13 protein-coding genes are annotated in these 13,127 nt (G+C 62.2%); 3 read left to right on the forward strand and 10 right to left on the reverse strand.

The features are described from left to right. Positions 1–201 precede the first annotated feature (201 nt). The 3 genes from L4923_RS04645 to tesB form a co-directional block, all read right to left on the reverse strand. Positions 202–1,524, reverse strand: a complete 1,323-nt coding sequence (locus L4923_RS04645) for an ammonium transporter (protein WP_239362394.1) — start codon at positions 1,522–1,524, stop codon at positions 202–204. A 29-nt stretch (positions 1,525–1,553) separates the two neighbouring features. After that, on the reverse strand, positions 1,554–1,892 hold the full coding sequence (locus L4923_RS04650) for a P-II family nitrogen regulator (protein WP_239362395.1): 339 nt from the start codon (positions 1,890–1,892) through the stop codon (positions 1,554–1,556). A gap of 220 nt (positions 1,893–2,112) precedes the next feature. Next, positions 2,113–2,988, reverse strand: a complete 876-nt coding sequence (tesB, locus tag L4923_RS04655) for an acyl-CoA thioesterase II (RefSeq protein WP_239362396.1) — start codon at positions 2,986–2,988, stop codon at positions 2,113–2,115. A gap of 117 nt (positions 2,989–3,105) precedes the next feature. Here tesB and L4923_RS04660 point away from each other — a divergent pair, with 117 nt between their 5' ends. Continuing rightward, positions 3,106–4,371, forward strand: coding sequence for a ubiquinone biosynthesis hydroxylase (locus L4923_RS04660; protein WP_239362397.1), 1,266 nt, complete (start codon positions 3,106–3,108; stop codon positions 4,369–4,371). Between the two features lie 112 nt (positions 4,372–4,483). Beyond that, complete coding sequence (locus L4923_RS04665) at positions 4,484–4,966, forward strand: YbaK/EbsC family protein (protein WP_239362398.1); 483 nt, start codon at positions 4,484–4,486, stop codon at positions 4,964–4,966. A 64-nt stretch (positions 4,967–5,030) separates the two neighbouring features. On the opposite strand, the gene L4923_RS04670 is transcribed toward L4923_RS04665, so the two are convergent. Then, positions 5,031–5,387: a YciI family protein gene (locus L4923_RS04670; RefSeq protein WP_239362399.1), complete on the reverse strand. Its 357-nt coding sequence runs from the start codon at positions 5,385–5,387 to the stop codon at positions 5,031–5,033. Positions 5,388–5,565: 178 nt separating this feature from the next. On the opposite strand from L4923_RS04670, the gene L4923_RS04675 reads away from it, so the two are divergent. Continuing rightward, positions 5,566–5,991 carry an OsmC family protein gene (locus L4923_RS04675; protein ID WP_239362401.1) on the forward strand — a complete coding sequence of 142 codons (426 nt, stop codon included), beginning with the start codon at positions 5,566–5,568 and terminating at the stop codon, positions 5,989–5,991. A 186-nt stretch (positions 5,992–6,177) separates the two neighbouring features. On the opposite strand, the gene L4923_RS04680 is transcribed toward L4923_RS04675, so the two are convergent. The 6 genes from L4923_RS04680 to sdhA all read right to left on the reverse strand — a co-directional run bounded on the left by L4923_RS04680 (position 6,178) and on the right by sdhA (position 13,124). Next, the gene (locus L4923_RS04680; protein WP_239362403.1) at positions 6,178–7,737 is read right to left on the reverse strand and encodes an MFS transporter; all 1,560 of its coding nucleotides are present in this window, start codon (positions 7,735–7,737) and stop codon (positions 6,178–6,180) included. 161 nt (positions 7,738–7,898) lie between these two features. After that, positions 7,899–9,005: an NAD(P)-binding domain-containing protein gene (locus tag L4923_RS04685; protein ID WP_239362406.1), complete on the reverse strand. Its 1,107-nt coding sequence runs from the start codon at positions 9,003–9,005 to the stop codon at positions 7,899–7,901. Positions 9,006–9,007: 2 nt separating this feature from the next. Next, complete coding sequence (locus tag L4923_RS04690) at positions 9,008–9,649, reverse strand: YceH family protein (RefSeq protein WP_239362408.1); 642 nt, start codon at positions 9,647–9,649, stop codon at positions 9,008–9,010. A 31-nt stretch (positions 9,650–9,680) separates the two neighbouring features. Beyond that, positions 9,681–10,451: a nucleotidyltransferase domain-containing protein gene (locus L4923_RS04695; protein ID WP_239362485.1), complete on the reverse strand. Its 771-nt coding sequence runs from the start codon at positions 10,449–10,451 to the stop codon at positions 9,681–9,683. A 44-nt stretch (positions 10,452–10,495) separates the two neighbouring features. Continuing rightward, complete coding sequence (locus L4923_RS04700) at positions 10,496–11,275, reverse strand: succinate dehydrogenase iron-sulfur subunit (RefSeq protein WP_239362409.1); 780 nt, start codon at positions 11,273–11,275, stop codon at positions 10,496–10,498. Between the two features lie 10 nt (positions 11,276–11,285). Continuing rightward, positions 11,286–13,124, reverse strand: a complete 1,839-nt coding sequence (gene sdhA / locus L4923_RS04705; protein ID WP_239362411.1) for a succinate dehydrogenase flavoprotein subunit — start codon at positions 13,122–13,124, stop codon at positions 11,286–11,288. Positions 13,125–13,127: the final 3 nt, after the last annotated feature.

Raw genomic sequence — 13,127 nt, forward strand, 5'->3', positions numbered from 1 at the left:
GGAAGGTTAAGGCAGCATTAACCATGGCGATTTTGAACGCCCTGGCAGATGTGATCTCCGGGTCGGTGCAATGACGATCAATGCCGGCCAATCATGAAAAAAGGGCCCGGATTGCTCCGGGCCCAGGTGGCGCGAGCGCGTTCGCAGCGACTCACGACGGGATCATCTTCTTGGACGGACAAGCCCCGTTCGATGCGAGGTTTACTGCACCACCTCGCCATGGAGGGTGACGTCCAGTCCTTCGATCTCTTCCTGCTTGCTTGGCCTCAAGCCAACCAGCGCCTTGACCACGTAAAGGATCACGAAGCTGGCGACGGCGGTCCAGATGATGGTGAAGACGATGCCGTAGAGTTGCTTGAGCACAGTGGCGTCCTTGCCGAGCGCATTGATGGCGGGATCGGCGAAGACACCGGTGAGGATCGCGCCGACGATACCACCGACGCCATGCACGCCGAAGGCATCGAGCGAATCGTCATACCCCAGGGCATGCTTCAGCTTCACGGCCGCGAAGTAGCAGATGATGCCCGAGGCGATGCCGATGACGAAGGCGCCTGTCGGGTTGACGAAACCGGATGCTGGCGTCACCGCGACAAGGCCGGCAACGGCGCCCGAGATGATGCCGAGCACCGACGGCTTCTTGGCGATCAGCCATTCGGTGAACATCCAGGCAAGACCGGCGGCGGCTGCAGCGACCTGCGTGTTGAGCATAGCTGCGGCGGCAAGGCCGTCGGCAGCGAGTTCGGAGCCCGCATTGAAACCGAACCAGCCCACCCACAGCAGGGAAGCGCCGATCACCGCGTAGACGAGGTTATAGGGCGCCATGTTGACGGAGCCGTAGCCTTCGCGCTTGCCCAGCACCACCGCGCAGACGAGACCCGCAACGCCGGCATTGATGTGCACCACGGTGCCGCCTGCGAAATCGAGCACGCCTGCCGAAGCAAGGAAGCCGCCGCCCCAGACCCAATGCGCGACCGGCGCGTAGACGATCAACAGCCAAAGGCCACTGAACAGGAGAAGCGCCGAGAATTTCATACGCTCGGCGAAGGCGCCGGCAATCAGTGCCGGCGTGATGATGGCAAAGGTCATCTGGAACATCGAGAAGACGAATTCCGGAATGTTCGCCACGCCCGGCGCCCACAGTGACGAAACGGTAATGCCCTGATGCAGCAGCTTGGAGAAACCGCCGACATAGGCATTCAGCGAGCCGCCATCAGAGAATGCCAGCGAATAGCCGACCACGAACCACAGCACGGTAACCAGACAGCAGACGGCAAAGCTCTGCATGACGGTGGCGAGCAGGTTCTTCTTGCGCACCATGCCGGCGTAGAACAGGGCGAGCCCCGGAATGGTCATCATCAGCACCAACGCGGTCGACGTCAGCATCCAGGCGGTGTTGCCGGTATCGAGTGTGGGAGCGGGAGCAGCCGGTGCCGCTTCTTGCGCATAGGCTGCGGTTGCTGCGAGCAGGCCGATCAAGGCGGCCAGCGGCGTTGCCGCCTTCTTCAAGCCAGGAAGATAATTCATCGATCTCTCCATAACGATGCGTGACCCGCTCACAGCGCGTCGGTGTCTGTTTCGCCGGTGCGGATGCGCACGGCCTGGTCGATGCCGAAGACGAAGACCTTGCCGTCGCCGATCTGGCCGGTCTTGGCGGCATTCGTGATCGCCTCGACGGCCCTGTCGACGAGGTCGGTCGAAACAGCCACTTCGATCTTGATCTTGGGAAGGAAGGAGACGGCATACTCCGCCCCACGATAGATTTCGGTATGCCCCTTCTGACGCCCGTAGCCTTTGACTTCGGTGACGGTCAGACCCTGGATGCCGACGGCGGTGAGCGCTTCGCGCACCTCGTCGAGCTTGAACGGCTTGATGATGGCCATCACGATTTTCATCAGGATTCGCCCTTTTTTCGTTGCGGTCCCCGCGTTCCACGCGACATCTCCGGCCTCGACATGGGCCGGCGAATGCCCGTCGCAATTCAAGCTCCGTGCCAAATGACGAAACGAAGATCTAAGTCTTTGATTAAACAGCAGGAATGTGCGCGCTGGTCGAGCCAGGCGCAACAAGCATGCCTATCAACTGCCTACTAAATAGGCAAAAATGAAAGATTGCCTATTCTGCAGGCGACCGTTTCAGACGGATCAGGCCTTCTTGTGCGACAGACGCGATCAAGGTTCCGTCGCGGGCAAACAGCGAACCGCGTGTGAAGCCTCGGGCGCCCTGCGTCGAGGGGCTGTCCTGTGTGTAAAGAATCCAGTCGTCTATCGGGTGGCTGCGATGGAACCACATCGAGTGATCCAGGCTGGCCGCCTGGATGTCGCGATCAAAGATCGCCCGGCCATGCGCGAAGGTCGACGTGTCCAGCAACGTCATGTCCGACAGATAGGCCAGGACGGCTGCCTGCAGCGCGCGATCGTTTGGTACCGGACCCGTCGTTCGGATCCAGATGTTCTGCTCCGGCTCCAGCCGCTCGCGGCTGGTGTAGTGCTTGAGCATGATAGGCCGCATCTCGATCGGACGTTCGCGCTGCCAGTAGCGCTTGATGCCTTCCGGTACGGCCTCGCCGAATTTTTCCAGCAGATCACGCTGCGTCATCAGCGTATCAGGTTCCGGAACATCGCGAGGCATGGGGATCTGATGCTCGAGTCCGCCTTCTTCGATGTGGAAAGAGGCTTCCAGCGAAAAGATAGCCTGGCCATGCTGCACCGCCATCACACGCCGCGTGGTGAAGGACGAGCCGTCACGGATACGGTCGACTTCGTAGATGATCGGCAGCTTGGTGTCACCTGGACGCATGAAATAGCCATGCAGCGAATGCACATGCCGGTCCGGCTCAACCGTACGCTGGGCGGCCACCAGCGCCTGCGCGATCGTCTGGCCGCCGAAAACACGCTGCCAGTCGGTCTGGGGGCTGCGACCTCGGAACAGGTTGTCTTCCAGCTTCTCCAGGTCGAGAATGCCAAGAAGTTCGTTCATGGCTTGCGTCATGCGTCCGTTCCTCGCAATTGTCGGCGCGGTTTCGGACAGCGGAGACGGGCAGTCAAGGCATAATGCGGTCATGACCTGGAGCATGATCCCGAGAATTGTACGGGAAAGGTTGCCGAAATGGCGATAAAACAAGGACAAGAAGCGCTTGAGCAGAGCCGGCTCGACGTGTTGGTCGCCGGCGCTGGCTATGTCGGCCTGGCAGCTGCTGTCTCGCTGAAACAGGCCCGCCCCAGCCTGCGTATCGCCGTGGTCGATGCGGCCCCGCCCGGGGTGTGGCAGAAGGATGGCCGCGCCTCGGCGATTGCAGCCGCCGCCTGCCGCATGCTCGACCAGCTCGGTGTCTGGGCGGAGATCGCCCCGCAGGCGCAGGCCATCACCGAAATGATCATCACCGATTCGCGCACCTCGGATCCGGTACGCCCCGTCTTCCTGACCTTCGATGGTGAAGTCGCGCCCGGCGAACCCTTCGCGCATATGGTCGCCAACCGCGACCTCAATGGCGCATTGCGCCGGCAGGCCGAGCAATTGGGCATCGATCTGATCGAAGGCGTGGCCGTCCAGTCTTTCGACACCAGCACCGCTGGCCTGACCGTTCATCTTGCCGACGGCGCCACTTTGCTTGCCCGCCTGCTGGTCGCCGCCGACGGCGTCAATTCCAGATTGCGCGACATGGCCGGCATCAAGACCGTGCGATGGGAGTATGGCCAGTCCGGCATCGTTTGTACCGTGGCCCATGAGAGGCCGCATAACGGCCGCGCTGAAGAACATTTCCTACCGGCAGGCCCCTTCGCGACCTTGCCGCTGAAACCGGACAAGGATGGCACCAACCGCTCGTCGATCGTCTGGGTGGAACGCACCGAAGACGCCAACAAGCTCGTCCATGGCGACGACCTTGTGTTCGAAATGGAACTGGAGCAGCGTTTCGGGCTGAAACTGGGCGAAATCCGCACGATGGACAAGCCGCGCGCCTGGCCGCTGGGGCTTACGCTCGCGCGCGCCTTCGTGGCGCCGCGTATCGCGCTGGCGGGCGACGCTGCCCATGGCATCCATCCGATAGCCGGGCAGGGCCTCAATCTCGGCTTCAAGGACGTTGCCGCCCTCGCCGAAGTCATCGTTGAAGCGGACCGGCTCGGCCAGGATATCGGTGCGCTCGACGTGCTCGAGCGCTACCAGCAATGGCGTCGTTTCGACACGATGCAGATGGGCGTCACCACCGATGTGTTGAACCGGCTGTTTTCCAACGACATCGCGCCATTGCGCGCTGTCCGTGACATCGGCCTTGGCCTGGTCGAACGCATGCCGGCTCTGAAAGGCTTCTTCATCCGCCAGGCGTCGGGGCTGGCAAGCGACACGCCAAGACTGCTCAGGGGTGAGGCGATCTAGGCCAGGGAACGAAGCGTTCAGCCATTCAGGACCAACTGATATTCCTGCTGGCCAAACTGAGTGACGGCCAGGGTTGGTTGCCTGACCGGCTGGCCAACCCTATGCTTTGGATATGAGCCTAGAATCCGTACGCGCCTTCTTTGCAGCCAAAGCCCCAGACATCGAAGTCATAGTCACCGAAGCAAGCTCTGCAACCGTGGCGCTTGCCGCCGAAGCTCATGGCGTGGCACCCGACCAGATCGCCAAGACGATCTGCCTGAGGGTCGGCGATACCGCGATGCTGGTGGTCGCAGCCGGCACGGCCCGGCTGGACAACCGCAAGTTCAAGGACCGTTTCGGCGGCAAGGCGCGTATGCTGGAGGCTGAGGAGGTCGTTACCCTGACCAGCCACCCGATTGGCGGCGTCTGCCCCTTTGGCCTTCCCGCACCATTGCCGGTCTATTGCGATGTTTCGCTGAAAGCCTTCGATGAAGTGGTGCCCGCGGCCGGCGCCACCAATGCCGCCGTGCGACTTCAGCCTGCACGCATGGCAGCGCTTGTCGGCGCCGAATGGGTCGATGTCTGCCAGGCTCCGGCACGCGCGATTCAGGACTAACTGCTTGGCTTCGCGCCGGCGGACGCTGCGCGCAGTCGCGTGCCGGCGGTCATGACCATTGGTGTTACGGTTGCGGAATGTCGTAGATCGCCCGCACCTCGATCATGCCCATCTCCGCCAGCGGAATCTCAGCGGCGAGAGCCAGCGCCTCTTCAAGACTCTCCGCCTCGATGAGCACGAAGCCGAGCAGTTGCTCCTTGGTTTCGGCGAACGGACCGTCGGTGACGAGCATCCTGCCCTTGCGCTTGCGCACCACTTTGGCGGTATTGACCGGCTGCAGTGCCTCGGCGGCGATCAGATGGCCGCTGTTTTCCAGCACTCTGTCATAGGCAAGCGAGTCGGCGTTGAGTTTCCTCGAATCTTCGGCGGACAAGGCCCGCAATGCCGATTCCTCATGGTAGACAAGGCAGAGATATTTCATCGTTCACTCCCCATTTGTGGCGCGCCGCGATGTGGCGCTGCCCACAGGACGAGTCGCACCGCACGAAACCGACATTTCTGCGCGCTGATTTCTGGGCGAGATCACAATCAATGATGTTGTGGTCTTGTCAGCTTGCAGCGCTATAGTCGTTCCTCTCAATCCAAGTAGGAGAAAGACCATGGATCGCACCGCAACAGCCGTCTGGAAAGGTAACCTCAAGGAAGGTGGCGGCACGATCGACACCCAAAGTGGCGCGCTCAAAGGCACGCCCTATTCGTTCAAGATGCGCTTCGAAGACGAAAGCGGCAAATCCGGTACCAACCCCGAAGAACTGATCGCGGCCGCGCATGCCGGCTGCTACGCCATGCAGCTTTCGCACTTCCTGGCCGAGAACGGCACGCCCGCCGCAAAGCTTGAGGCCACCGCGGCGGTGAAGCTCATTCCTGGCACCGGCATCACCGAGAGCAACATCACGCTGATTGGCGATGTGCCAGGGATCGATGACGCCAAATTCCAGGAACTTGCCGCAAAGGCCAAGGCTGAGTGCCCGGTTTCGCGAGCCCTGGGCGCCATCAAGATTGCCCTGGACGCAAAGCTCGCCTGACACGACGGGGTCGTGTTGCCGCTTAGGAGCATTTTGTAGCCAAGTGGAATCACTTGGCGTTATAAAAATGTGGCGCGAACAAAGGCTTAGAGCGTTTCAGTGAGAAACGGAAACGCTCTACTTACTCTGTTTTTACGCAATTCGGGACGGAAAACCGCTACGCACTTTTCCCGGAATTGCTCGAGGCTACGCGGCCTTTTGCAAGGCGGCCGATTGCGGCTCGTCCGAGGGGTTGGTCGGTCCGCCCTTGCGGAACACCAGCAACATCACGACAGCGGCGACTAGGGTCAGCACGGTCGAGATCGTCGCAATCAATTCGAAGCCGTTCGTGAAGGCATCGCGCGCCACGACCAGCATCGCATCGGCAAGCCCGTTGGGCAGTTGCGGCGCAACGGCGACAGCGCCGCCCAGCGTATCGCGCGCCGTGTGCGCGGCTTCCTCCGGCACGCCTGCAGGCACTCCGCTCGCCATGGCGCCCCGATAGATCGCCATGCCGATGCTGCCGAGAACGGCAATGCCCAGCACGCCGCCGAATTCCGCACCGGTTTCCGAAAGTGCGCCGGCAGCACCGGCGCGCTCCGGCGGCGCGGCACCGACGATCAGATCAGTGGTCAGTGTGAAGACGAGGCCGAGGCCCAACGACATCACGATCGTCGCCGTCACGATCATCGCCAGAGGGTGTCCGTTGCCGACCTGAGTGAGCAACAAGAAGGCAAGCGCGGCCAGTGCCAACCCTGCGGCGATGACCCGCGGCGCTGGAACGCGCGCGACGATCCAGGACGTCATCATCGAAGAAATCACGAAACCGACCGAAGAGGGCAGAGTCCAGAGGCCGGCCTTCAGGGGCGTCAGGCGGATGACCAGTTGCAGATACTGCGCGATGAAGACGAAAGGTCCGAAGGCTACGAAGCAGGCTATGACGTTGACGATCAGCGCCGCGCTGAAGGGGCGCGAGCGGAACAGGCCCAAATCGAGCAGGGGATCGGCCAACCGGCGCTGTCGCACGACAAAAGCCGCACCGACGGCGAGACCCGCAAGGATCGCCGCGATTGGGAGCCAGGCAGCGCCGTCCGACGCGATCTGCTTGAGGCCGTAGACCATGGCCAGAACTGCCACCAGCGAAAGGGCCGCGCTTGTGACGTCGAGCCGCCCGGCGTTGGGGTCTCGATATTCGGGCAGCAGGATCGGCCCGACGATCAGCAGCAGCACCATGACCGGAACAGCCAGGAGGAACACCGAACCCCACCAGAAATACTCAAGCAACACGCCGCCGAGCAGGGGGCCGATCGCGGCGCCTACCGAATAGCTGGTCGCCCAGATCGAGATGGCGAAGGTGCGCTCGCCGGCGTCGTGGAACATGTTGCGGATCAGCGAAAGTGTCGACGGGGCCAGCGTGGCACCGGCAATGCCGAGAAGCGCTCGCGCCGCGATCAGCATTTCTGCCGAAGTCGAGAATGCGGCAATCACCGAAGCGATGCCGAAGAGGACGGCGCCGGCGAGCAGCACCTTGCGGCGACCGATACGGTCGCCCAGAGTGCCCATGGTGATCAACGAACCGGCAATCAGGAAGCCATAAATGTCGACGATCCAGAGCAGTTGCACCGCGCTGGGCTTCAGATCGGCGACCAGATGCGGCACCGCCAGATTGAGCACGGTGAGGTCCATCGTATAGAGCAGGCAAGGCAACGCGAGTGCCACCAGCCCGATCCATTCGCGGCGCGTTGCCTTCTCTGTATGCTGCGGCATTTACCCCTCCATCGCCGTCGACGGCGATGGACCGGCGCAGGCGTGTATTTGCCAAGGCTCATATAGAGGAAGTGCTGGAAGCGGGTTCAAGAGCGCGGCCCATCATTGCTGACATATCTCGCCAAGCGAATTCCTGGCTCTGTCTTCGGCGAGATATGTCTTCAGACGAGGCTGAGATAGGTTGCAAGTTCGCGCGCCGCAGCGCCGCCTGCACGGTTAGCACCGATGGTGGAGGCCGAAGGGCCATAACCCACCAGATGAATCCGCGGGTCTTTCTGGACCTGCGTTGCCAGGCGACCGCCCATGACGATACCGCCGTTATCCTCACGCAACTGCAGCGGCGCGAGATGGTCGAGCGAGCTGCGGAACCCCGTCGCCCAGAGGATGACATCCGCTCGCTGCTCGGTGCCATCCAGCCAGCGAACACCGTTTTCGGTGATTTCGTCGAACATAGGCAAACGCTTTAGCGCGCCACGATCCCGGGCAGCTCGCAAGGCCGGTGTCCAGGAAACGCCGGTGACGGAAACCACCGATCCGGGAACCAGACCGCGCCGTACCCTGTCCTCAACCGCAGCGACGGCGGCACGGCCGTCTTCCACCGTGAAAGGTTCTTCGCGGAATTGCGGCTCGCGGCGGGTGACCCAAGTGGTGCTGGTGACCTGCGAAATCTCGTCGAGATGTTGCAAGGCCGAGATGCCGCCGCCGACCACGATGACATGCTTTCCGGCGAATTCTTCCGCGCCGCGATAGTCGTGGGTATGGAGTTGCCGGCCCCGGAACAGTTGCGCTCCGGGATAGGCCGGAATGACGGGGTTTTCCCAGGTGCCTGTTGCGTTGATGATGCCGCGCGCCGAAAACGTCTCGCGGCTCGTCTCGATCCGCAATCGGCCGGACCGATCGCAAACGACCTTGGCCGTGATCGGACGGTAGACCGGCAGGTTGAACCTGCGCTCATAGCTGGCGAAATATTCCGGCACCGCGACCGACGCCTTGACGGCACCGTCACCCGTGTCGACAGCCTCGGAGAACTGCATGCCCGGAAGATCATGCACTCGGTTGACGGTGCTGAGCGTCAGCGAGGGCCAGCGATGCTGCCAGGCACCACCCGGTGTCGGATTGCTGTCGAGCACCAGGAATTGTCGTCCGACAGCCAGGCCCAGTTTGCTGAGATGATAGGCGGAGGAAAGACCCGCCTGGCCGGCACCGATGACGACGATGTCGATCTTGAAGCTGACATTCGTCGCGGCGTCGGCCTGCGGCTCGGCCACGCTTATGCACCCACTGCGTCGAGCCGTGCCTTGAGGGCCGCCAGTTCCTCTTCCAGGAGCCGGACACGCTCCTCGAGTTCCGAGACGGCCGAGGTCGCCGCGCTTGGCGCGCGGTTGCTCACCACCACTGCGCTGATCTCGACATCGCCTGAAAGCAGATGCGCGAACCGGTCCTCGCGTTGGCCGGGCGCGCGACCGATCTCCTTGACCAGAGGCGGCCGGCGACCGATCAGCATATCCAGTTCACCGCGCACAGCGTCGGCATCGGCGAAACTGGCCATACGCTCCGCACGAGCTTGCAGTTCATAAACGGTCTGTGGACCACGCAATAGGAGCAGGCCGATCAGAGCGCTCTGGTTGCGGGTCAGCGAGAATTTCTGCGCCATCAGGTGCTCGTAGCGCTCGACGCGCGACGCGAACTGCTGACGCACGAGACCCTTTGCCTGCAGTGTGCTGAGCGCACGCATGATTTCGACCATCTCCAGCGCCATCACCGGATCGCGCGAGGTCTTCTGGTTGGCGGCGGCCACCAGCGCATTCGACGTCATCGGATAGACGTCGGGCGTAAGCTCTTTCTTTTCGATCAAGCAACCGAGGACACGCGCCTCGGCCGGGGTGAGATGGGGAAGGTCTTCTGCGGTCATGTCTATTCTCTAACCCGAACGTTGAGCTCTGTCAGCCAAACCGCTCGATAGTCTCCCGATAAAAGCCCTCTGCCAGCTGATGCCGCGACGCGAGATCAGTTGCATCATTACGCATATCCGGAATGTTCTTCTCATGGTGGGTGTAGCGTTGCTCCAGATAGTCGGCGATGGGGACCGGTATCAGGCCCGTACCCATTTCACGGGTTTCAGCCTTGCGGTCGATCAGGCCGCGGATCGCATGGATGGTTGCGGCGGGCAGCTCGATCTCGGCAATACAATCGGGCAAAGCCATCGGTGGGAGCGCCGCAAAATGGCGCTGCTCCATCCAATCCAGCGCGACAATCGGCCGGATGAGATAGAACAGTTTCTTCAGGTTCACCTCGTCGGAAAAACGCCCGAGCCGTGCAACATGTGAACGTGCCAAACCCAGATAGTGTTGCGAGACCCTCACAGGGTCGACAATCCGGTCGAGAATTTCGACCAATGATCGCCTGAAACCCGAAATCTCCTCGTAAACAATCGGTGACTTGACCCACTCCACGATGACGGCATTTCCAGCCAAGGCCAGAAGCAGCGCCTTGCGCAGATCCCAGCCACCAGCATCGATCTCGCCTTCGATCGGAAACTCGATCACGTCCCGGGGCTGCGTGAGCACCAGATGCCGCCACATCTTGCACGCATAGACAAACCTGCAGTCGTAGTCGCTGTCCGGCGAGGGGAAACCCCATGCGCGACTGCCACTTTCGATCGCAAAAAGGATCGCGACATCCTGCTCTCGCGCAAGATCAAGCCGTTGCCGGATTGAAGCGACGGCCTCGGGCGAAAAGTTTGACGGAAGACGGTCGCTCAGACGCGGCGCTCCACCATCATCTTCTTGATCTCGGCGATCGCCTTGGCCGGATTCAGGCCTTTCGGGCAGGTCTGCGCGCAGTTCATGATGGTGTGGCAACGGTAGAGCCGGAACGGATCCTCGAGATTGTCGAGGCGCTCACCCGTCGCTTCGTCTCTGGAATCGATCAGCCAGCGATAGGCTTGAAGCAGCGTGGCCGGGCCGAGGTAGCGATCGCCGTTCCACCAATAGCTCGGGCACGAGGTCGAGCAGCAGGCACACAGGATGCACTCGTAGAGACCGTCGAGCTTCTGGCGGTCCTCATGGCTCTGCAGCCATTCCTTGGCCGGTTCCGGCGAGACCGTCTTCAGCCAGGGTTCGATCGAACGGTGCTGGGCGTAGAAATTGGTCAGATCCGGAACCAGGTCCTTGACCACCGGCATATGCGGCAGCGGATAAACCTTCACCGCACCGGAAATGTCGTCGCAGCCCTTGGTGCAGGCCAGCGTGTTGGAGCCATCGATGTTCATGGCGCAGGAGCCGCAGATGCCTTCGCGGCAGGAACGGCGCAGCGTCAGCGTCGGGTCGATCTTGTTCTTGATGTAGAGCAGCGCGTCGAGAACCATCGGCCCGCAATCGTCCATGTCGACGAAATAAGTGTCGATGCGCGGGTTCTCGTCATCGTCCGGCGACCACCGGTAGATGCGATATTCGCGCAGGTTCGTCGCGCCTTCCGGTTTCGGCCAGGTCTTGCCCGGCTTGACCTGCGAATTCTTGGGGAGTGTGAGTTCGACCATGAAGCGATCCTCAGTACACCCGCGCCTTCGGCGCGATCTTTGCGGGGTCGATGCCCCCCTTGTCCATCGGCAGCGTGGTTTCGGTGTGCACCCCGCGATAGGTCAGCGTGACCTTGCCGTCCTCGCCGACCTTCGCCAGCGTGTGTTTGCGCCAGTTGGCGTCGTCACGCGCCGAGAAGTCCTCGCGAGCATGCGCACCGCGGCTTTCCTTGCGTGCTTCGGCGCCGTAGACGGTGGCGATGGCGTTGGCCATAAGGTTTTCCAATTCCAGCGTCTCGACCAGGTCCGAGTTCCAGATCATCGAGCGGTCGAAGACCTTGATGTCCTTCAATTCGCCCCAGATCGCCGAAATCCGCTTGCAGCCCTGCTCGAGCGACTCCTGCGTGCGGAACACGGCGGCGTCTTCCTGCATGGCGCGCTGCATCTTGTCGCGCAGAACCGCCGTCGGCGTACCTCCATTGGCGTGGCGCAGCCGATCGAAGCGATCCATGATCTTTTCGAGCGAACGCGGATTGGCCGATGGCACAGCAGAGGTACGATCCACCACCTGGCCCGCACGGATCGCAGCTGCGCGGCCGAACACCACAAGATCGATCAGAGAGTTGGAACCGAGACGGTTGGCCCCATGTACCGACGCACAGCCCGCCTCGCCCACGGCCATCAAACCGGGCGATATCTGGTCCGGGCTCGTTGCGGTCGGGTTCAGCACCTCACCCCAATAGTTGGTCGGCACGCCGCCCATATTGTAGTGCACGGTCGGCAGCACCGGGATCGGCTCGCGTGTCACGTCGACACCGGCGAAGATTTTCGCCGATTCCGAAATGCCTGGCAGACGTTCATGCAAAACGGCCGGATCGAGATGGTCGAGGTGAAGGAAGATGTGGTCCTTCAGCTTGCCGACGCCGCGCCCCTCGCGAATTTCCAGCGTCATGCAGCGTGAGACGACATCGCGCGAGGCAAGGTCCTTGGCCGATGGCGCGTAACGCTCCATGAAGCGCTCGCCTTCGGAGTTGACCAGATAGCCGCCCTCGCCGCGTGCACCTTCGGTGATCAGGCAGCCTGCGCCATAGATCCCGGTAGGGTGGAACTGCACGAATTCCATGTCCTGCAACGGCAGGCCGGCGCGCACTGCCATGCCGCCGCCATCGCCGGTACAGGTGTGCGCCGAAGTGGCCGACAGATAGGCGCGGCCGTAGCCGCCGGTCGCCAGCACCACCATCTTCGCGGAGAAGCGATGGATGGTGCCGTCGTCGAGGTTCCAGGCAACGACACCGGTGCAGGTGCCGTCATCGTCCATGATCAGGTCGAGCGCGAAATATTCGATGAAGAACTGCGCATTGTTCTTCAGCGACTGGCCATAGAGCGTGTGCAGGATGGCGTGGCCGGTGCGGTCGGCCGCGGCGCAGGTGCGCTGCACGGGCGGACCGTCGCCGTAGTTCATCATGTGGCCGCCGAACGGGCGCTGATAGATCTTGCCTTCCTCGGTGCGCGAGAACGGCACGCCATAGTGCTCGAGTTCGTAGACCGCGGCAGGGGCCTCGCGCACCATGTATTCCATGGCATCGACGTCGCCCAGCCAGTCGGAACCCTTGACGGTGTCGTAGAGGTGCCACTGCCAGCTGTCGGGGCCCATGTTCTGCAGCGAAGCGGCGATGCCGCCTTGCGCCGCAACCGTGTGCGAGCGGGTCGGGAAGACCTTGGTGATGCAAGCCGTGCGAAGGCCCTGCTCGGCCATGCCGAGCGTGGCGCGCAGACCGGCGCCACCGGCGCCGACGATCACCACGTCGAACTTGTGGTCCACATAGGTATAGGCGGAGCCTGCGCTGCCGCTTTTTGCGTCCTTGGCCAAAGC

Source organism: Terribium retamae (assembly GCF_022347545.1).
GTDB lineage: Bacteria > Pseudomonadota > Alphaproteobacteria > Rhizobiales > Rhizobiaceae > Mesorhizobium > Mesorhizobium retamae.

Excerpts from the sequence above, each read along its gene's own strand:
- L4923_RS04645 (WP_239362394.1), bottom strand. The coding sequence starts at position 1,524 with ATGAATTATCTTCCTGGCTTGAAGAAGGCGGCAACGCCGCTGGCCGCC.
- L4923_RS04650 (WP_239362395.1), bottom strand. The coding sequence starts at position 1,892 with ATGAAAATCGTGATGGCCATCATCAAGCCGTTCAAGCTCGACGAGGTG.
- tesB (WP_239362396.1), bottom strand. The coding sequence starts at position 2,988 with ATGACGCAAGCCATGAACGAACTTCTTGGCATTCTCGACCTGGAGAAG.
- L4923_RS04660 (WP_239362397.1), top strand. The coding sequence starts at position 3,106 with ATGGCGATAAAACAAGGACAAGAAGCGCTTGAGCAGAGCCGGCTCGAC.
- L4923_RS04665 (WP_239362398.1), top strand. The coding sequence starts at position 4,484 with ATGAGCCTAGAATCCGTACGCGCCTTCTTTGCAGCCAAAGCCCCAGAC.
- L4923_RS04670 (WP_239362399.1), bottom strand. The coding sequence starts at position 5,387 with ATGAAATATCTCTGCCTTGTCTACCATGAGGAATCGGCATTGCGGGCC.
- L4923_RS04675 (WP_239362401.1), top strand. The coding sequence starts at position 5,566 with ATGGATCGCACCGCAACAGCCGTCTGGAAAGGTAACCTCAAGGAAGGT.
- L4923_RS04680 (WP_239362403.1), bottom strand. The coding sequence starts at position 7,737 with ATGCCGCAGCATACAGAGAAGGCAACGCGCCGCGAATGGATCGGGCTG.
- L4923_RS04690 (WP_239362408.1), bottom strand. The coding sequence starts at position 9,649 with ATGACCGCAGAAGACCTTCCCCATCTCACCCCGGCCGAGGCGCGTGTC.
- L4923_RS04700 (WP_239362409.1), bottom strand. The coding sequence starts at position 11,275 with ATGGTCGAACTCACACTCCCCAAGAATTCGCAGGTCAAGCCGGGCAAG.